Origin of the sequence: Rathayibacter sp. PhB151 (assembly GCF_004366415.1) — a bacterium.
Taxonomy (GTDB): domain Bacteria; phylum Actinomycetota; class Actinomycetes; order Actinomycetales; family Microbacteriaceae; genus Rathayibacter; species Rathayibacter festucae.
Window position 1 is genome coordinate 15,505 of record NZ_SOEN01000014.1, and the last position, 18,353, is coordinate 33,857.

Genomic DNA, 18,353 nt, shown 5'->3' on the forward strand with positions numbered 1-18,353 from the left:
TCCGACCGGCTGCCAGACGTGGGCCTCGGACGGTACCGGCTATGCCCTGTGCAACTCAGGGGACGGTGCGTATCGGGTGACGACCGTCTGCCACACCCTCTTCGGGAACGCTTACAACTACGGGCCGTACGTGACAGTGGGCAACATCTCACAGGCTTCATGCGCTGAGGGGTCGACATTCAAGTATGTGGGAATCAATAAGCCCGGGAATCGATAGTCGTTAGACATTGGTTGGGCGGCTGCTGAATGAGCAGCCGCCCAACCTTTCGCAGAAAGCTCCGACCGGCAGTTCAGTCCTGGGCGGCGATCAGGGCGGTGTCCGTGGTGGCGCGGGCCGCCGGGTGGCCGGTGCCCTTGCGGCCGCCCGTTTTGGTGCGGATCTCGACCCACTTGGCGATGCCGGAGAGGATCAGGCAGATCCCGATGTAGATCGCACCGACGACGATGGCGGCGGGGATGATCGGGCTGTCCAAGCTCGGCTGGTTGCCGAGGTAGCGGGCGTAGTAGAGCAGCTCGTTGTAGGTGATGATCGAGCCGAGCGCCGTGTCCTTGAGGGCGACGACGAGCTGGGCGATGATCACGGGCAGCATCGAGCGGATCGCCTGGGGGAAGAGGATGAGGCGCATGACGCCCGCCTTGCGCAGGCCGATCGCGTAGCCCGCCTCCTTCTGGCCGCGCGGGAGGGCCTCGATGCCGGCGCGGAAGATCTCGGAGAAGACGGAGCCGTTGTAGAGCGTCAGTGCGATGACCACGGCGAGGTACGGCGTGAGCTTGAGCCCGACGAACGGGAGCCCGTAGTACATCAGCATCATCAGGATGAGGACCGGGATCGCGCGGAACAGCTCGATGAAGAGCGTGACCGGGATGTTGATCCAGCGGCGGTCGGAGAGGCGGCCGATCGCCAGCAGCAGGCCGAGCACGATGCTCGCGACGCCGGCGGTGGCGAAGGCGGCGAGCGTCTGCCCGAGAGCCGCGCCGATGCTCTGCCAGACCAGCGGGTAGCCGAAGGCACGCCATTTGGCCGCGGAGAACTGCCCGGACTCGGCGAAGCGCCAGAGCACGAAGGCCAGCAGCGCGACGAGGACGAGCAGGACGACGGCGCCGATGACGCGGTTGCGGGCGACCGCGCGGGGTCCGGGGTTGTCGAAGAGGACGGAGCTCATCGGGCGACCCTCCACTTCTTCTCGAGCTGGCGTTGGAGGAAGGAGAGCCCGGTGACGAGGATCACGAAGGCGAGCGCCACCCAGAGCACGACGATGAGGCTGTTCTCGCCGCGCTCGTTGAGCACGCGGACGATCGTCCCGGCCTCGGCGACCGAGAAGCCGGCGGCGACGGTCGTGTTCTTGAGGAGGGCGATCAGCACGCTCATCAGCGGCGGGATGACCGAGCGGAACGCCTGCGGCAGCACCACCTGGGTCATCGTGAGCCCGAAGTCGAGGCCGATCGCGCGGGCCGCCTCGGCCTGGCCGATCGGCACGGTGTTGATGCCGGAGCGGAGCACCTCGGCGACGTAGGTCGCGGTGTAGATGCTCAGCGCAGTGATGGCGAGGTTCGTGTAGCCGACGTCCGGCAGGTCGAGCTTGGGGTAGCCGAAGGCGAAGAAGAACATCAGCAGCGTCAGCGGCGTGTTCCGGACGGTGTTGACGTAGACGGTGCCGACCGCTCGCGCGATCGGGACGGGCGAGACGCGCATCGCTCCGACCACGGTGCCGAGGAGGAGAGCGAAGACGAGCGACACGACGAACAGCAGCAGGGTGTTGCCGAACGCGGGGACGAACACGTCGAGGTTGTTCAGGAGAACATCCATGCTGCGTGCCCTTTCATCGGGGAGGTGGAAGCGGTCGCCGGTGCGGCGCGGGGCAGAGGAGGTCCCGGGGCGAGGCGCGACGCGCCGCCCCGGGACTCCTCAGGGGTGTCGGCCTAGTACGCGTCGACCGCGGGCTGCTCGACCGTGGTGCCGGACTGGCCGAGGGTCTCGTCGTAGATCGCGCTCCAGGTGTCACCGCCGTCGGTCAGCATCTCGTTGATGAAGCCGCGCAGCGCGGTGTCGTCCTTCGCGAGGCCGATGCCGTAGAGCTCGGTGCTGAAGGGCTCGCCGACGACCTTGAGCTCGTCGGGCTTCTGCGCCGCGTAGCCGATCAGGATCGCGCCGTCGGTGGTGACCGCGTCGACCTGGCCATCGGCCAGGGCGTCGACGCACTGCGAGTAGGTGTCGAACTCGACGGGCGGGACCTCGGGGTAGTTCGCGCGGATGTTCTGGATCGGGGTGGAGCCGGTCGCGGAGCACACGGTGGTGTCGGCCGAGAGGTCCTCCGGACCCTTGATCGTGTCGTTGTCCGCGGCGACCAGCAGCTGCTGGCCGGTCTCGAAGTACGGTCCGGCGAAGCCGACCTGCTCCTTGCGCTTGTCGGTGATCGAGTAGGTGCCGACGTAGTAGTCGATGTCGCCGTTCACGATCGAGGCCTCGCGGTTGGCGGAGGGGATCGGCTGGTAGTCGATCTTGTCGGCGGAGAAGCCGAGGGACGCGGCGACCCACTTCGCGATCTCGATGTCGAAGCCGGAGCGCTCGCCGGTCGCGGCGTCGAGGTAGCCCAGACCGGGCTGGTCCTCCTTGACGCCGATGGTGACCCGGCCGTCCTCCGTCATGGCGTCGAAGGTGGGGCTGCCCTCGAGTGTGACGTCGGTGGCGACCTCGTACGCCGCTCCGCTCCCCTCGGAGCCGGAGTCCGAGCCGCCGCCGGTTCCGGAGTCACCGGCGCAGCCGGCGAGGGTGAGGGCCGCTGCGGCGAGTCCCGCGGTCATGAACATGAGCTTGGTGCGCATGATCGTCCTTCCTGGGGTGTGGCCCGCTGGAGCGGGCGATGTCCGGTCGCTCCCGGGGGTTCGGGGGGCGACCTGTCGAACGGCGGCCGAGGCGGAGTCCGTCCGCGGCGCCGGAGACCTAGTGGGTGATCAGCTTCGAGAGGAAGTCCTTGGCGCGGTCGGTCCGCGGAGCGGTGAAGAACGACTCGGGGTCGGTGTCCTCGAGGATCTCGCCGTCGGACATGAAGACGACGCGGTGCGCGGCCTTCCGGGCGAAGCCCATCTCGTGGGTGACGACGATCATCGTCATCCCCTCCTCGGCGAGGCCGACCATGACGTCGAGGACCTCGTTGATCATCTCGGGGTCGAGCGCGGAGGTCGGCTCGTCGAAGAGCATCACCTTCGGCTTCATCGCGAGGGCGCGGGCAATGGCCACGCGCTGCTGCTGACCGCCGGAGAGCTGGGCGGGCGTCTTGCCCGCCTGGTGCCCGACGCCGACGCGGTCGAGCAGCGCCTGCGCCTCCGCCTCGGCCGCCTTGCGCGAGAGCTTGCGGACCTTGATCGGCCCGAGCGTGACGTTCTCGAGGATCGTCTTGTGCGCGAAGAGGTTGAAGGACTGGAAGACCATGCCGACGTCGGCGCGCAGGGCGGCGAGCCCCTTGCCCTCCTCCGGCAGCGTCTGACCGTCGATCGAGATCGTGCCGCCGGAGATGGTCTCCAGCCGATTGATCGTGCGGCAGAGCGTGGACTTGCCCGACCCGGAGGGACCGAGGACCACGACCACCTCGCCGCGGTTGATCGTCAGATCGATGTCCTTCAGCGCCTGGAACTCGCCGTAGTGCTTCTGGACCCCGTCGAGGACGACGAGGGGCTCGCGGGCGGCAGCGGACGATCGCCCGGCCTGGGAGGGTGCTTCCATTCCGTCAGAGAATCACACGGGCATGGGTGGGTCAAATCATGAGCGGATTCTTAACCAGAGCGCAACAACCGGGGCTCGCTCCCAGCCTCATACCATGCCGAGGTGGTCTTCTCTCAGTTCTGGCGTGAAACGTCTCAGATCGAGTGCGCGTCGGGACTTCAGGAGCGGAGCGCGAAGGCGCTCTCGTAGAGGCAGACCGAGGCGGCGGTGGCGAGGTTGAGCGACTCCGCGGCGCCGTAGATCGGCACGGCGACGACGCCGTCCATCAGCTCGAGCGACTCGTCCTCGAGGCCGCGGGCCTCGTTGCCGAACACCCAGACCGTCGGCTGCGCGAGGTCGCCCCGGGCGCGCACGTCGAGCAGGCCCTCGCCCTTGACGTCGGCGGCGACGGCGCGGAGGCCCGCGGAGCGCAGCCGCTGCAGCACGTCGGGCAGCTCGGCGCCGACCGCGACGGGCAGGTGGAACAGCGAGCCCGTGGTCGAGCGGACGACCTTGGGGTTGTAGAGGTCGACGGAGCGGCCGGTCAGCACGACGGCGTCGGCGCCCGCGGCGTCGGCCGCCCGGATGATCGTGCCGAGGTTGCCGGGGTCACGGACCTCCTCGAGCACGGCGACGAGGCGGGGCTCGGAGGCGACGACGTCCTTGAGGGAGGTCGGGAACTGCCGGCAGACGGCCACGAAGCCCTGCGGCGTGACGGTGTCGGCCATCGAGTCGAGGACGTCCTCGGTCACGTACTCGATCTCGACCTCCGCCTCCTCAGCCGCGGCGACGATCTCGGGGTGGCGCTCGAGCGCGGTGGGGGTCGCGAACGACTCCATCAGCAGCTCGGGCCGGTAGCGCAGCGCCTCGGACATGGCCTGCGGGCCTTCGAGGAGGAAGAGCCCCGACTCCTGCCGTGCCGGACGCCGGGTGAGCTTGGCGACGGAGCGGACACGGGGAGAACGGGGGTTGTCGAGCATGCGGCGAGCCTATCGGCGCACCGTCGCGGGGCCCGGTCGACACGTCGCCCGCCGGGAAGGCCGATCCGCCGGAACGTGGTCCTGCGAGAACCGGGTCCTGCGGGAACGACGAAGGGGGCCACGACTCTCGTCGTGACCCCCTTCGGGGAAGTGCTGCGGACTACGCGGCCTTCGGGGCCGAGGTGTCGGCCGGCAGTGCGGCCTTCGCGCTCGCCACGAGGGCGGTGAAGGTCGCGGGCTCGGTGATCGCGAGGTCAGCGAGGATGCGGCGGTCGACCTGGATGCCGGCCAGGGCGAGGCCCTGGATGAAGCGGTTGTAGGTCAGGCCGTTGGCGCGGGACGCGGCGTTGATGCGCTGGATCCAGAGGCGGCGGAACTCGCCCTTCTTCGCACGGCGGTCGCGGTACGAGTAGACGAGGGAGTGGGTGACCTGCTCCTTGGCTTTGCGGTACAGACGCGAGCGCTGGCCGCGGTAGCCCTTGGCGCGCTCGAGGATGACGCGACGCTTCTTGTGGGCGTTGACCGCCCTCTTGACTCTTGCCATTTCTCTTTCTTCCTTACGATCCGGGTCGGTTGTCGAGGACTACGACGGCAGCGGACTGCCGCGGTGGTCGACTACAGGCCGAGAAGCTTCTTGGCGACCTTGGCGTCCTGCGGGGCGAGGACCTGGTCCTGGTTCAGGCGGCGGGTGCGGACGCTGGACTTCGACTCCAGGTTGTGACGCATGCCGGCCTGCTGCTTCATGAGCTTGCCGGAGCCCGTGACCTTGAAACGCTTCTTGGCACCCGAGTGGGTCTTCATCTTGGGCATGTTCTCTCCTTGTCGACGTCGCACGCGCACTCGGCGGGCGAAACTGGTGCCCCGCGAGCGGGGCGTCCACCGGCCCCGAGGACGGGGCGGCGAAGTATCAGACGGATTCGGACTCGGCCGATTCCTCTTCGGGGGTGTTGGCCTCGCGACGAGCGGCGCGGACGGCGTTCGCCTCGGCCTTCGCCTCGGACTTGTTCTTCAGCGGGCCGATGACCATCACCATGTTGCGACCGTCGATGGTCGGGGTGGACTCGACCTGGCCGAACTCGGACACGTCCTCCGCGAAGCGCTGCAGGAGCCGCACGCCCATCTCGGGGCGGGACTGCTCGCGACCGCGGAACAGGATCATGGCCTTGACCTTGTCGCCGGCCTTCAGGAAGCCCTCGGCGCGCTTGCGCTTGGTCTCGTAGTCGTGCTTGTCGATCTTCAGGCGGAAACGGACCTCCTTGAGGATCGTGTTCGCCTGGTTGCGACGGGCTTCCTTGAGCTTCTGGGCCTGCTCGTACTTGAACTTCCCGTAGTCCATGATCTTGGCGACGGGAGGCTTGGAGTTGGGAGCAACCTCGACCAGATCCAGGTCTGCGTCCTGCGCGAGTCGCAGGGCGACCTCGATTTTCACGACGCCGACCTGTTCTCCGGCGGGACCCACGAGGCGGACCTCGGGGACGCGGATTCGGTCGTTGGTACGGGGATCGCTGATTGCGTTTCTCCTCTGATCTCGGTGAGTTGCTGCTCTGCGGCCGGATTCTTCGTCCGGCGCATCCCGAGAGAGGTGATTCCCTGTGCGAAGCGCGTCTACCGCGCTGCGCTGCACCCTACGACGCGCTCCCCGAGACGTGTCTCGAGGACCGCAGCCCTGCCCCCGTTGCCGGAGGCGGAGTGCTTCTGACCCGGTAACCTAATGAAGCGGTCAAGCGCGGGTGGGAGAATCTCCACTTTCGAACCGAGGACATGCCTCGGAGCCCGCATCACCATAGCAGACTTCCGGCCGGAAGGGCAGCGGGCGGCGCCCGCCACTCCCCCTCCCCCGCGAGCGCCCCCTCGAGCACCGCCTCGGGGTCCTCGCGAGCGCCGGACTCACCGAACGAGGGACCCATGGCTCAGCACGACGACGACTACGCCCGACGGTTCGGCGACGACTCCTCCGATGTCGAGGCCGCCCGCGACATCGCCGAGGTGCCCGCGGTCGAGATCATCACGACCGCCGCGGTGCACCTGATGAGCGCCGCCGCCGTCAAGTGCGGTCTGGCCGACGAGCCCGGCGCCCAGGTCGACCTCGACGAGGCGCGCAAGCTGATCAACGCCCTCGCCGGCCTGGTCACGGCGGGTGCCCCCGACATCAGCGACATGCACGCGCGCAGCCTGCGCGACGGACTCCGCACACTGCAGCTCGCCTTCCGCGAGGCCTCCCCGATCGCCGACCCGATCGGCAAGGGCCCGGGCGAGAAGTGGACCGGCCCGGTCACCTGAGCGGCGGCGCCCGGATCAGCCCGTCGAAGCGGACGCCAGCTGGAGGGTCATCGAGTCGACCCGGGCCGCGACGATCTCGTCGGCGGCCCAGCGCTCGCCCAGGCGCGCGACCAGCTCGCCGAGCGCCGCGCGGTCGAGGCCGGGCCGCAGCTCCAGCACGATGACGAGCTCCGGTCCCGTCAGCCGCTGACGGCTGTCGCCCGGCTGCACGGCGAGCGAGACGACGGCGTCCTCCCCCTCGGCGCTCGCCCGCAGGGCGGCGAGGACCTCCGGGTCTGCCGGGCTGGATCGCCAGGGCGACCCTTCGGCGATCGCCCAGAGCGCGGGGCGGCGGACGGCGAACTCGTGCGGCGAGGCGGGGTCGAGGACCATCAGCTCGGTCTCCTCCGCCACCGCGGCCAGCGCCGCCCGCCGGCCGTCGACCGGGACGGGGCGCGCGAGGCGGTCCCAGCGCCGCATCGCCTCGACGTCACTGAAGACCGGGAGGACGGTGCGGCCGTCCGGCCCGGCGACCGTCACGATCGACAGCTCCTGCGACTTGTCGGCGCGGAGCCCGGCGAGCCCCTCGGCCTCCTCGCCGAGCTTCGCGACCAGGGGGATGAGCAGGCGCGAGACGCGCAGCGCGTCGACCACCGCCTCCGGGCCCCCCTCGCCGCCGCCGAACGAGCGCAGGGCAGCGACCAGGGCCTCGGGCGCGCTGCCGTCGTCGTCCGTCGAGGCGCTCTGCTCGAAGTGGCGGCCGGCCCACGGCGTCCCGGCCGAGTCGGTCAGGTGCGCGGGGAGCGCCCGGCCCTCACCCGAGGGCGATCCGGTCACTCGGAGGCGACGTCGAGCGCCTCGGCGAGCGTGAACGCTCCGGCGTAGAGCGCCTTGCCGACGATCGCGCCCTCGAGGCCCTGCGGCACGAGGTCGCGGAGCGCCGCGATGTCGTCGAGGTTGGAGATGCCGCCCGAGGCGATGACGGGGCGGTGGGTGCGCGCCATGACCTGCTCGAGCAGCTCGAGGTTCGGGCCCTTGAGGGTGCCGTCCTTGGTGACGTCGGTCACGACGTAGCGGGTGCAGCCGGCCTCCTCGAGGCGCTCGAGGACCTGCCAGAGGTCGCCGCCCTCCTTGGTCCAGCCGCGGGCCGCGAGGGTGGTGCCGCGCACGTCGAGGCCGACGGCGATCTGGTCGCCGTACTGCGCGATGACGCTGGCGGCCCACTCCGGGTTCTCCAGGGCGGCGGTGCCGAGGTTGATGCGCTTCGCCCCGGCGTTGAGCGCGGACTCCAGGCTTCGGTCGTCGCGGATGCCGCCGGAGAGCTCGACGTTGACGCCCTTGACCTGGCGGATGACCTTCTTCATGATGCCGTGGTTGTCACCGCGGCCGAAGGCGGCGTCGAGGTCGACGAGGTGGATCCACTCCGCGCCCTGGTCGGCCCAGTCGCCGGCCGCGTCGATCGGGTCGCCGTAGTTCGTCTCGGTGCCCGCCTCGCCCTGCGTCAGGCGGACGGCCTTGCCGCCGGCCACGTCGATCGCAGGGAGAAGGACCAGGCCCGGGGCCTTGGTGAACTCGCTCATCGTCATCCTCAGTCTCGGAGCTGGTGCGGCCGCGGCGCTCGGGGAGCCGCCGACCACCGGCCGATCCTAGTTCGTGCGGAGCCCGCCCAGCCAATTCGAGAGCAGGCGAAGGCCCGCGGCGCCGGACTTCTCGGGGTGGAACTGCGTCGCCGAGAGCGGGCCGTTCTCCACCGCGGCGATGAAGCGGCCGCCGTGGTCGGCCCAGGTGACGGCCGGGCGCGGGAACGGCGGCATGACGTCCAGCGTCCACTCCCGGGCGCCGTACGAGTGCACGAAGTAGAAGCGCTCGTCCTCGATGCCGTCGAACAGCCGCGAGCCGGTGGGCACCGCGACGGTGTTCCAGCCCATGTGCGGCACGACTTCGGCGGGGAGCAGGTCGACCGTCCCCGGCCACTCCCCCAGGCCCTCGCTCTCGACGCCGCGCTCGACGCCGCGCTCGAAGAGCACCTGCATCCCGACGCAGATGCCGAGCACCGGGCGACCGCCGGCGAGGCGCTTCTCGATGATCTCGCCACCGCGCGCCGCGGTCAGCGCCGACATCACCGCACTGAACGCGCCGACCCCCGGGACCAGCAGGCCGTCGGCCTCGAGGGCGCGGGTGCGGTCGGAGGTCAGCTCGACGTCGGCGCCGGCGAGCTCGAGCGCCTTGACGGCCGAGTGGACGTTGCCGGAGCCGTAGTCGTAGACGACGACGGACGGCCGGGCGCCGCTCACAGTGCGCCCTTCGTCGACGGCACCCCGGCGACCAGCGGGTCGAAGGCCTTGGCCTCGCGGAACGCCCGCGCGAACGCCTTGAACTCGGCCTCGGCGATGTGGTGCGGGTCGCGCCCGCCGAGCACGGTGACGTGCACGGTCAGGCCGGCGTTGAAGGCGATCGCCTCGAAGACGTGGCGGACCATCGATCCGGTGAAGTGGCCGCCGATCAGGTGCAGCGCGAAGCCCTCCGGCTCGCCGCCGTGCACGAGGTAGGGGCGGCCGGAGATGTCGACCACGGCCTGGACGAGCGCCTCGTCGAGCGGCACGAGGGCGTCGCCGAAGCGGGAGATGCCGGCCTTGTCGCCGAGCGCCTGCTTGATCGCGGTGCCGAGCACGATGCCGATGTCCTCGGCGGTGTGGTGGATGTCGATCTCGATGTCGCCGGTCGCGCGGACGGTCAGGTCGGTCAGCGAGTGCTTCGCGAACGCCGTCAGCAGGTGGTCGAAGAAGGGCACGCCGGTGGAGAGGTCCGCGACACCGGTGCCGTCGAGGTCGATCGACAGCTCGATGCTCGACTCGCTGGTGGCACGACGGAGGGAGGCGGTGCGCCCGGGAGCGGCGCTCGAGGAGGTCATGGTCTCCAGTGTATTCGGGGGCCGCCGGGCCTCCGGGCGGCTACTCGCGGGCCAGGGCGACCGCGGGGTCCGCCGCCGGGGCGGGCAGCGCGGCGACCGCCTCGAGGAAGGCGGTGGTCTCGGCCTCGGTGCCCGCGCTCACCCGCAGGTGGTTCGGGATGCCGACGTCGCGGATCAGGATGCCGCGGGCGAGGAGCGCCTCGAACATCGCTCCGGGGTCGGCGACGCCGCCGAAGAGGACGAAGTTGCTGCCGGTCTCGTGTGGGGTGTAGCCGAGCTCGCGCAGTCCGTCGATCATCCGGTCGCGCTGGACGATGATCTCGCCCACCATCGCGAGCATCTCGTCCGCGTGGGCGAGCGCCGCGGTCGCGGCCGCCTGGGTCAGCGCGGAGAGGTGGTACGGCAGGCGCACCAGGCGGAGGGCGTCGACGACGGCGGGGTCCGCGGCGAGGTAGCCGAGGCGGACGCCGGCGAAGGCGAAGGCCTTGCTCATCGTGCGGGAGACGAGCAGGCGAGGGCGGCCCTCGAGGAGGCTGAGGGCGGTCGGCGCGTCCCGGCCGGCGAACTCGGCGTAGGCCTCGTCGACGACGACGGTGCCGTCGGTCGCGTCGTAGACGGCGGCGATCGTCTCGAGGTCGAGCGGCGTTCCGGTGGGGTTGTTCGGCGCGCAGAGGAAGACGATGTCGGGGCGCTCGCGGCGGACCGCGTCGGCGGCGTACGACGTGGACACCCGGAAGTCGTCCTCGCGGTCGACGCCTACCCAGCGCGTGCCGCTGCCGGAGGCGAGGATCGAGTACATCGAGTAGGTCGGCGAGAAGCCGAGCAGTGAGCGGCCGGGGCCGCCGAAGGCCTGCAGGACGTGCTGGAGGACCTCGTTCGAGCCGTTGGCGGCCCAGATCGAGTCGGCGGTCAGACCGTGGCCGAGGTAGCCGGCCAGGGAGTCGCGCAGCTCCCGGAACTCGCGATCGGGGTAGCGGTTCACCGTGCGGAGGGCGACGGACACCCGCTCGACGATGTCGGCGATGACGTCGTCAGGGACGGGGTGGGTGTTCTCGTTGACGTTGAGGGCCACGGGCACGACGGCTTGCGGAGCGCCGTAGGGCTGCTGACCGCGCAGGTCGTCGCGGAGGGGGAGATCGTCGAGAGTCGTCACCCCGGAATGGTACCGGGGCGCCCGACGCGCTCGATCAGTCCGCGATGTCGTACTGCGCCGGGATCGCGAGGCGCTGCCCGGGCTCGAGGCCGGCGTTCGCCAGCTGGTTGAGCGACTGGATGTCGTAGACGACGTCGCGGGGGTCGGAGTCCGGTGCGAGCTCCTCCGCGAGGGACCAGAGGGACTCGCCGGCGCGGACAGTGACGTACTGGAACTCGACGTCGGCGCTCTCGCCCGAGGCGACGGCTCCGCCCCCGTTCAGTCCGAACACGAAGGCGCCTGCGACGAGGGGCAGGGCGCCGAGCGTCGCGAGGACGGCGCGGCCACGACGGGTCAGGCGCAGGCGGGTGCGCGCACCGGGCTGCTCGGCAGCGGTGACGTGCTGCGCGGAGGGCTGGTGCTGCGCGATGGTGGAGGGCTGTGCGGTCATGGTGATCGCTCCTTTCAGCAGGGGCTCGGGCCGGGTCCTCGGCCGGGAGGGCCCGGTCCGAACCTCTGTTCCGAATATATCTTCGAATACCGCGTCGGGCAAGACCCGGTCGCGTCGCATCCGTTGCTGGATCGCGCGACACACTCGAACGAATGTTTCGAACGCGGACCCCCGCCGGATACAGTTTCGAGAGTCCGCAGTCAGTACAGCAGCGACCACCGACATCGGTGCTCGACGCGGACGAAGAGGGCGCGCACGCGGCGTGCGCACCGAGAGAGGGACGATCGTGAGCGACGCGCAGACGGCCGGGGCGAAGCCGGCCGGGGCGAAGGCGGCCAGGACGACGACTCCCGCGCCGAAGGCGAAGACGGCGGCGAAGCCCGCGGCCGGCCGCCGCCGGAAGAACCTCAGCGCGAAGCAGCTCGCGATCCTCGACGCCATCCAGCGCTCGGTGTCCAGCCGCGGCTATCCGCCGAGCATGCGCGAGATCGGCGACGCCGTCGGGCTCGCCTCGCTCTCCAGCGTGACCCACCAGCTCAACCAGCTCGAGCTGAGCGGCTACCTGCGCCGCGACCCCAACCGCCCCCGGGCGCTCGAGATCCTCATCGACGTGCCGAGCTCGACCGAGGACGACGGCTCGTTCGAGTCGACGGCGACGGTCGCCGACGCGGCGATGGTGCCGCTGGTGGGCCGGATCGCCGCCGGCGTGCCGATCATGGCCGACCAGCAGATCGACGAGGTCTTCCCGCTCCCCCGCCAGCTGGTCGGCAAGGGCGAGCTCTTCATGCTCAAGGTGGTCGGCGAGTCGATGATCGACGCCGCCATCTGCGACGGCGACTGGGTCGTCGTCCGCTCGCAGCGCACCGCGGAGAACGGCGAGATCGTCGCCGCGATGCTCGACGGCGAGGCGACCGTCAAGGTCCTCCGCCAGCGCGACGGCCACACCTGGCTGCTCCCCCGGAACTCCAACTTCGAGCCGATCCTCGGCGACGAGGCCGAGGTCCTCGGCAAGATCGTCGCGGTGCTCCGCTCCGTCTGACGCGGCGGCGCACACGCGCGCGGGAGGGGCGGACGGCATCGAGCCTTCCGCCCCTCCTGCGTTCCACGGACGCACGGCGAGCAGCTCGCGCAGCACGGACGACGAAGCGCCCGCGACCGCGGAGGTGATCCGTGGTCGCGGGCGCTTCGGGCGCGGGTGCCGGCGCTGCCGCTACGCCTCGACGGCGGCGACGGGAGCCGCGAACTCGCCGAGCGAGCCGGCGAGGTCCTCGTGCACGAGCGCGTGGACGTGCGTGCCGCCCTCGACGTACTGCGTCGAGAGGATCCGGCCGTTGCGGTGCAGCGAGGAGACCACGTCGCCGCGGTCGTAGGGCACGAGCAGGTCGATCTCGATCTGCGGCTCCGGCAGGATCTCGGCGATCTTCGCCTGGAGCTCGTCCATCCCCTCGCCGGTGCGCGCCGACACGAAGACGGCGCCGGGGGCGAGACCGCGCAGAACGAGCCGCTGGCCCTCGTCGACGAGATCGGACTTGTTGAACGCGATGATCTCGGGGATGCTCCGCGCGCCCACCTCGCCGATGACGTCGCGGACGGTCGCGATCTGCCCCGCGGGATCCGGGTGCGAGGCGTCGACGACGTGGACGATGATGTCCGAGTCGGCGACCTCCTCCAGGGTCGAGCGGAACGCCTCCACCAGCTGGTGCGGCAGGGCGCGCACGAAGCCGACGGTGTCGGCGAGCGTGTAGCCGCGCCCGTCCGGGGTCTCGGACTTGCGGATCGTCGCGTCGAGTGTCGCGAAGAGTGAGTTCTCGACGAGCACGCCGGCGTGCGTCATCCGGTTGAGCAGGCTGGACTTGCCGGCGTTGGTGTAGCCGGCGATGGCGACCGACGGCACCGCGTTGCGCTTGCGGTTGGCGCGCTTCGCCTCCCGGGCGGGCTTCATCGCGATGATCTGCTTGCGCAGGCGCGCCATGCGGGTGTGGATGCGGCGGCGGTCGAGCTCGATCTTCGTCTCACCCGGTCCGCGGGAGCCCATGCCGGCGCCGGCGCCGACCTGGCCACCGGCCTGGCGGGACATCGACTCGCCCCAGCCGCGCAGGCGCGGCAGCAGGTACTCGAGCTGCGCGAGCTCGACCTGCGCCTTGCCCTCGCGGCTCGTGGCGTGCTGGCTGAAGATGTCGAGGATGACGGCCGTGCGGTCGATGACCTTGACCTTCACCACGTCCTCCAGCGAGCGGCGCTGGCTCGGAGCCAGCTCGGTGTCGGCGACGACCGTGTCGGCGCCGAGGGCGGCGACGAGCCCGGCGAGCTCCTCCGCCTTGCCCTTGCCCAGGTAGGTGCTCGGGTCGGGGTGCGGCCGGCGCTGCAGCAGACCGTCCAGGACGGTCGCTCCGGCGGTCTCGGCCAGGGCGGCGAGCTCGTGCAGCGAGTTCTCCGCGTCCTCGATCGAGCCCTGCGAGTACACGCCGATCAGCACCACGTTCTCGAGGCGCAGCTGGCGGTACTCGACCTCGGTGACGTCCTCGAGTTCGGTGGAGAGGCCGGCCACGCGCCGCAGCGCCTGCCGGTCCTCGCGATCGAACTGATCGCCGTCGCTGGACTGCTCGGCGTCGCGCTCGACGTCGCCTCCGGCGCTCTGCAGCGCCTGGGCTCCGCCCGCGACGAACCGCGAATATCCCGACGAGCGCGACTGCGCGTTCGCCAGGACCCGCGAGACGACGTCCACGGCCTCGGTCGTGTCGGTCTCGTTCAGGTCTTCCGTCATCCGGATAACACTAACTCCTCAGCTGTTGATAAGTTCACTTCTCATGGCCGCCGAGCACTACTTCACCAGCACTCCCGACGGCGACCTCCGACCCCGCAGGATCAGCGCCCGGATCGCCGGCCGCGACCTCGAGGTCACGACCGCCGGCGGGGTGTTCAGCCCCGGCCACGTCGATCTCGGCACCCGGGTCCTGCTGGACGCGGTCCCCGACGCCCCCGCGAGCGGGGACCTCCTGGATCTCGGCTGCGGCTGGGGACCGATCTCGCTCGCCCTGGCGCTCGGCTCCCCCGACGCCCGGGTGTGGGCGGTCGACGTCAACCAGCGGGCGCTCGAGCTCGTCCGCCGCAACTGCGCAGAACTCGGTGTCTCCAATGTCAACGCCGTGCTGCCCGAGGATGTTCCCGAGGACGTCCGCTTCGCCGCCGTCTGGTCGAACCCGCCGATCCGGGTCGGCAAGGCCGAGCTGCACGCACTGCTCGAGCGCTGGCTGCCGCGCCTCGAGCCGGACGCGGAGGCCTGGCTCGTCGTCCAGCGCAACCTCGGCGCCGACTCGCTGCTGACCTGGCTGACCGAGACGTTCGAGGGCCGGCTCGAGGTCGACCGGATCTCCTCGGCCAAGGGCTTCCGCGTCATCCGCACCACGCGCACCGCCTGATCGCAGGTATCGGGCGCGCTCGCCGGAGCGGATCGGCGCCGCGCCGGTCGACCGATCGAGCGATCCCGAGCTAGTCGATCCGGATCGTGCCGGTGTAGACGAGGTCGGCCGGGCCGGACAGGCCGACGTGCTCGCCCTCCTCGGTCGGGAACATGGTCACGCCCAGCGTGCCGCCGGGGACCTCCACGCGCCAGGACTGCGGAGCGCGCGCTCCGGCCCAGTAGCGCACGGCGAGGGCCGCCGCGGCGGCGCCCGTGCCGCAGCTGAGCGTCTCGCCGCTGCCGCGCTCGTGGACGCGCATCCGGATCCTGCCGATGCCGTCGTGCACCAGCGGCTCGCCCGGCACGACGAACTCGACGTTCGCCCCGTCGGCCGGCTCCGGCTCGATCTGCGGGATGTAGCTGAGGTCGGCCTCGTCGAGCTCCTCGTCGTTGCTCAGCGCGACGACGATGTGCGGGTTGCCGAGGTCGAGCCCGAGACCGGGACGCGGCACCTTCAGCTCCTTGGCCCGGACGAGCGGCTCGCCGCCGGCCAGCTCCCAGCGGCCGAGGTCGACCTGGAAGCCGGCACCGCTGCGGGTGACGTCGCGGACCCCGGCGCGCGTGCCGATGGGGAGGGTGTCGCCCTGCTCGAGCGCCGCGAGACCGCCGGCGAGCAGGAACGCCGCGTAGACGCGGATGCCGTTGCCGCACATCTCGGCGATCGAGCCGTCGGCGTTGCGGTAGTCCATGAACCACTCCGCCTCCGGCTCCTGCTCGAGGGCGGCGGCGCCGTCGGCGAGGGAGCGGGAGCGGACCGCGCGGATGATGCCGTCGGCGCCGACGCCGAAGTGCCGGTCGCAGATCATCGCGATCTGCGCGGGCGAGAGGTCGACCTCACCGTCCGGGTCGCTGAAGAGCACGAAGTCGTTGCCGGTGCCCTGGCCCTTGGTGAAGTGCAGCTCGATCGTCATGCCGATCAGCCTAGCGAGGCGCTGGAGCGCCGACCTGGGCGAGGGCGAGCGCCTGCTCGAGGAGGTCCGGAGCGTCGAAGGGCAGCCAGTGCGCCGCCTGGTAGCGGCGGAACCAGCTGTTCTGCCGCCGGGCGTAGCGGCGGGTGAGCGCCTGGGTGGCGGCGATCGCCTCCGCCTCCGTCAGCTCGCCCGAGCGCTGCGCCAGCGCCTGCGCGTAGCCGATGGCGCGGCTGGCGGTGACGCCGCGCTCGATGCCGAGCGGCACGAGGCGCTCGACCTCCTCGAGCATGCCGCCCGCCCACATCCGCTCGACGCGGCGGTCGAGCCGCTCGACGAGGACGTCCCGCGGCGCGGACAGCGCGAGGACCGTGCTCGGGCGCCACGGGACGGGAGTGTCCGACATCAGAGCGCTGTTCGGCGAGCCGGTGAGCTCGGTGATCTCGAGGGCGCGCACGATCCGGCGGACGTTGTGCGGCCCGATCCGTGAGGCGACCTCGGCGTCGACGGCGCGGAGCCGCTCGAAGAGCACGGCCGGCCCCTCGCGCTCGGCGGTCTGCTCCAGTGAGCGCCGGACGGCCGGGTCGGTGCCGGCGAAGGAGAACTCGAAGATCACGCTCGAGACGTACAGACCGGAGCCGCCGACGAGGATCGGGGTCGCGCCGCGCGCCAGGACACCGTCGATCACCGCGCGGGCCTCGCGCTGGTACCGGGCGACGGAGGCGTCCTCGGTGACGTCGAGGACGTCGAGCAGGTGGTGCGGAACGCCCTGGCGGTCCTCCGGCGGGAGCTTCGCGGTCCCGATGTCCATGCCGCGGTAGAGCTGCATCGCGTCGGCGTTGACGACCTCCGCGGCACCGCCGGACGCGCGGATCGCGGCGGCGAGGGCGAGCGAGAGGTCGGACTTGCCGGTGCCCGTGGCGCCGACGACGGTGAGGAGGGCGGGCGCCGCCCGCTCAGCGCTCGCCATCGAGGGCGTCGTAGATCGGCGTGGTCAGCGTCTCCGGCGCGACCGGCGTGATCGGGCGGAGGCGGAGCGACGGCAGGCCGAGCGAGACCTTCGGTGCGCCGCTGGCGCCCGGAGCCGCGGGGACTCCGCACGACTCCGCCTGCGCGCGGTCCCAGGCGTCGCCGGCGCGGGTGCGGCGGACCTGAAGCGGAGCACCGTCGGTCGAGTCGGCGATCAGGTAGAAGGGTGCGGCGCGGGTGACCTCGACGCTGACGACGTCGCCCGGGCGCGGCTGCTCGGAGCCGGCGGGCACGTCGAAGTGCACCAGGCGGCTGTCCTCGGCGCGGCCGCTGAGGCGGTGCGTCGTGCTGTCGCGGCGGCCTTCGCCGGTCGCGACGAGCACCTCGACCCGGCGGCCGACGACCGTGCGGTTCTCGCTCTCGCTGATCGAGTCCTGCAGCGCGGCCAGGCGCTCGAAGCGCTCCTGGACGACCGCCTTCGGGATCTGGTCGGGCAGCGTCGCCGCGGGCGTCCCCGGGCGGACGGAGTACTGGAAGGTGAAGGCGGAGGCGAAGCGGGCCGCCTCGACCACACGGAGGGTCTCCTGGAAGTCGGCCTCGGTCTCACCGGGGAAGCCGACGATGATGTCGGTGCTGATCGCCGCGTGCGGGATCCGGTCGCGGACGCGGTCGAGGATCCCGAGGAAGCGCTCGGAGCGGTAGGAGCGGCGCATCGCCTTGAGGATGCGGTCGGAACCGGACTGCAGCGGCATGTGCAGCTGCGGCATGACGGCCGGCGTCTCGGCCATCGCGTCGATGACGTCATCGGTGAAGGCGGCCGGGTGCGGGCTGGTGAAGCGGATCCGCTCGAGGCCCTGGATCGTGCCCGCGGCGCGGAGCAGCTTCGAGAACGCCTGCCGGTCGCCGAACTCGACGCCGTAGGAGTTCACGTTCTGGCCGAGGAGGGTCACCTCGATCGCGCCGTCGTCGACGAGCGCCTGGATCTCGGCGAGCACGTCGCCGGGACGGCGGTCCTTCTCCTTGCCGCGCAGGGCGGGGACGATGCAGAAGGTGCAGGTGTTGTTGCAGCCGACGGAGATGGAGACCCAGCCGCTGTACGTCGAGTCGCGCTTGGTCGGCAGCGTCGAGGGGAAGACGTCGAGCGACTCGAGGATCTCGAGCTGGGCCTCGTCGTTGTGCCGGGCCCGCTCGAGCAGTCTCGGCAGCGCCCCCATGTTGTGCGTCCCGAAGACGACGTCGACCCACGGAGCCTTCTCGAGGATGACGTTCTTGTCCTTCTGCGCGAGGCAGCCGCCGACGGCGATCTGCATCCCCTCGTGCCGGCGCTTGACCGAGGCGAGGTGCCCGAGGTTGCCGTAGAGCTTGTTGTCCGCGTTCTCGCGGACCGCGCAGGTGTTGATGACGACGATGTCGGCTTCGGCGCCGTCGGCCGAGACGTAGCCGGCCGCCTCGAGCGAGCCGCTCAGCCGCTCGGAGTCGTGGACGTTCATCTGGCAGCCGAAGGTGCGGACCTCGTAGGTCCTCGGCCGCGCATCGACGAGGGGAGAGGTGACCGGACCGAGCGTGCTCATGGTGTGCGATTC

21 protein-coding genes are annotated in these 18,353 nt (G+C 71.1%); 3 read left to right on the plus strand and 18 right to left on the minus strand.

All coding sequences use genetic code 11. From position 1 onward, the window contains the following. Positions 1-290: 290 nt before the first annotated feature. From EDF35_RS20205 to infC, 8 genes are all read right to left on the minus strand, one after another. The gene (locus tag EDF35_RS20205) at positions 291-1,163 is read right to left on the minus strand and encodes an amino acid ABC transporter permease (RefSeq protein WP_123737298.1); all 873 of its coding nucleotides are present in this window, start codon (positions 1,161-1,163) and stop codon (positions 291-293) included. After that, positions 1,160-1,807 carry an amino acid ABC transporter permease gene (locus tag EDF35_RS20210; RefSeq protein ID WP_133963635.1) on the minus strand — a complete coding sequence of 216 codons (648 nt, stop codon included), beginning with the start codon at positions 1,805-1,807 and terminating at the stop codon, positions 1,160-1,162. Before EDF35_RS20210 ends, EDF35_RS20205 begins: the two co-directional genes overlap by 4 nt. A gap of 113 nt (positions 1,808-1,920) precedes the next feature. Beyond that, on the minus strand, positions 1,921-2,823 hold the full coding sequence (locus EDF35_RS20215; RefSeq protein ID WP_133963636.1) for a glutamate ABC transporter substrate-binding protein: 903 nt from the start codon (positions 2,821-2,823) through the stop codon (positions 1,921-1,923). A gap of 118 nt (positions 2,824-2,941) precedes the next feature. Continuing rightward, positions 2,942-3,721: an amino acid ABC transporter ATP-binding protein gene (locus EDF35_RS20220; protein WP_123444517.1), complete on the minus strand. Its 780-nt coding sequence runs from the start codon at positions 3,719-3,721 to the stop codon at positions 2,942-2,944. Positions 3,722-3,879: 158 nt separating this feature from the next. Continuing rightward, the gene (locus tag EDF35_RS20225; RefSeq protein ID WP_123444518.1) at positions 3,880-4,680 is read right to left on the minus strand and encodes an RNA methyltransferase; all 801 of its coding nucleotides are present in this window, start codon (positions 4,678-4,680) and stop codon (positions 3,880-3,882) included. Positions 4,681-4,840: 160 nt separating this feature from the next. Beyond that, a complete protein-coding gene (gene rplT / locus EDF35_RS20230; protein ID WP_123444519.1) occupies positions 4,841-5,224 on the minus strand; it encodes a 50S ribosomal protein L20 in 384 nt (127 codons plus the stop codon). A gap of 71 nt (positions 5,225-5,295) precedes the next feature. Further along, positions 5,296-5,490, minus strand: coding sequence for a 50S ribosomal protein L35 (gene rpmI / locus EDF35_RS20235; RefSeq protein WP_056042364.1), 195 nt, complete (start codon positions 5,488-5,490; stop codon positions 5,296-5,298). A 97-nt stretch (positions 5,491-5,587) separates the two neighbouring features. Continuing rightward, entirely contained in the window at positions 5,588-6,190 is a 603-nt protein-coding gene (infC, locus tag EDF35_RS20240; protein WP_123444546.1) for a translation initiation factor IF-3, read from the minus strand. 395 nt (positions 6,191-6,585) lie between these two features. Between infC and EDF35_RS20245 the strand changes: the two genes are divergently transcribed. Continuing rightward, entirely contained in the window at positions 6,586-6,960 is a 375-nt protein-coding gene (locus EDF35_RS20245) for a DUF1844 domain-containing protein (RefSeq protein ID WP_133963637.1), read from the plus strand. Between the two features lie 15 nt (positions 6,961-6,975). Here EDF35_RS20245 and EDF35_RS20250 read toward each other — a convergent pair whose 3' ends face one another. The 6 genes from EDF35_RS20250 to EDF35_RS20275 form a co-directional block, all read right to left on the minus strand. Continuing rightward, entirely contained in the window at positions 6,976-7,776 is an 801-nt protein-coding gene (locus tag EDF35_RS20250; protein ID WP_243840078.1) for an SseB family protein, read from the minus strand. Next, entirely contained in the window at positions 7,773-8,519 is a 747-nt protein-coding gene (gene priA / locus EDF35_RS20255; protein ID WP_123705565.1) for a bifunctional 1-(5-phosphoribosyl)-5-((5-phosphoribosylamino)methylideneamino)imidazole-4-carboxamide isomerase/phosphoribosylanthranilate isomerase PriA, read from the minus strand. Before priA ends, EDF35_RS20250 begins: the two co-directional genes overlap by 4 nt. Before the next feature lie 66 nt (positions 8,520-8,585). Then, entirely contained in the window at positions 8,586-9,233 is a 648-nt protein-coding gene (gene hisH, locus EDF35_RS20260) for an imidazole glycerol phosphate synthase subunit HisH (RefSeq protein WP_133963638.1), read from the minus strand. Beyond that, entirely contained in the window at positions 9,230-9,850 is a 621-nt protein-coding gene (gene hisB, locus EDF35_RS20265) for an imidazoleglycerol-phosphate dehydratase HisB (RefSeq protein ID WP_133963639.1), read from the minus strand. Before hisB ends, hisH begins: the two co-directional genes overlap by 4 nt. 40 nt (positions 9,851-9,890) lie before the next feature. Continuing rightward, positions 9,891-11,003, minus strand: a complete 1,113-nt coding sequence (locus EDF35_RS20270; RefSeq protein ID WP_133963640.1) for a histidinol-phosphate transaminase — start codon at positions 11,001-11,003, stop codon at positions 9,891-9,893. Between the two features lie 34 nt (positions 11,004-11,037). Then, entirely contained in the window at positions 11,038-11,433 is a 396-nt protein-coding gene (locus EDF35_RS20275; RefSeq protein ID WP_133963641.1) for a LysM peptidoglycan-binding domain-containing protein, read from the minus strand. 286 nt (positions 11,434-11,719) lie between these two features. Between EDF35_RS20275 and lexA the strand changes: the two genes are divergently transcribed. Continuing rightward, positions 11,720-12,472, plus strand: coding sequence for a transcriptional repressor LexA (gene lexA / locus EDF35_RS20280; protein WP_133963642.1), 753 nt, complete (start codon positions 11,720-11,722; stop codon positions 12,470-12,472). A 171-nt stretch (positions 12,473-12,643) separates the two neighbouring features. Here the strand turns inward: lexA and hflX are convergent, their stop codons facing one another. Then, on the minus strand, positions 12,644-14,197 hold the full coding sequence (gene hflX / locus EDF35_RS20285) for a GTPase HflX (protein WP_133963643.1): 1,554 nt from the start codon (positions 14,195-14,197) through the stop codon (positions 12,644-12,646). Positions 14,198-14,240: 43 nt separating this feature from the next. Between hflX and EDF35_RS20290 the strand changes: the two genes are divergently transcribed. Then, positions 14,241-14,852, plus strand: coding sequence for a methyltransferase (locus tag EDF35_RS20290; protein WP_133963644.1), 612 nt, complete (start codon positions 14,241-14,243; stop codon positions 14,850-14,852). A 70-nt stretch (positions 14,853-14,922) separates the two neighbouring features. Here EDF35_RS20290 and dapF read toward each other — a convergent pair whose 3' ends face one another. From dapF to miaB, 3 genes are read right to left on the minus strand one after another with little or no spacing between them, the layout of a single operon-like run. Then, on the minus strand, positions 14,923-15,804 hold the full coding sequence (gene dapF / locus EDF35_RS20295; protein ID WP_123733937.1) for a diaminopimelate epimerase: 882 nt from the start codon (positions 15,802-15,804) through the stop codon (positions 14,923-14,925). A gap of 10 nt (positions 15,805-15,814) precedes the next feature. Further along, the gene (gene miaA / locus EDF35_RS20300) at positions 15,815-16,771 is read right to left on the minus strand and encodes a tRNA (adenosine(37)-N6)-dimethylallyltransferase MiaA (RefSeq protein WP_123733938.1); all 957 of its coding nucleotides are present in this window, start codon (positions 16,769-16,771) and stop codon (positions 15,815-15,817) included. Continuing rightward, positions 16,758-18,341, minus strand: a complete 1,584-nt coding sequence (miaB, locus tag EDF35_RS20305) for a tRNA (N6-isopentenyl adenosine(37)-C2)-methylthiotransferase MiaB (RefSeq protein WP_123733939.1) — start codon at positions 18,339-18,341, stop codon at positions 16,758-16,760. The genes miaA and miaB overlap by 14 nt, the downstream gene beginning before the upstream one ends. Between the last annotated feature and the right edge of the window lie 12 nt (positions 18,342-18,353).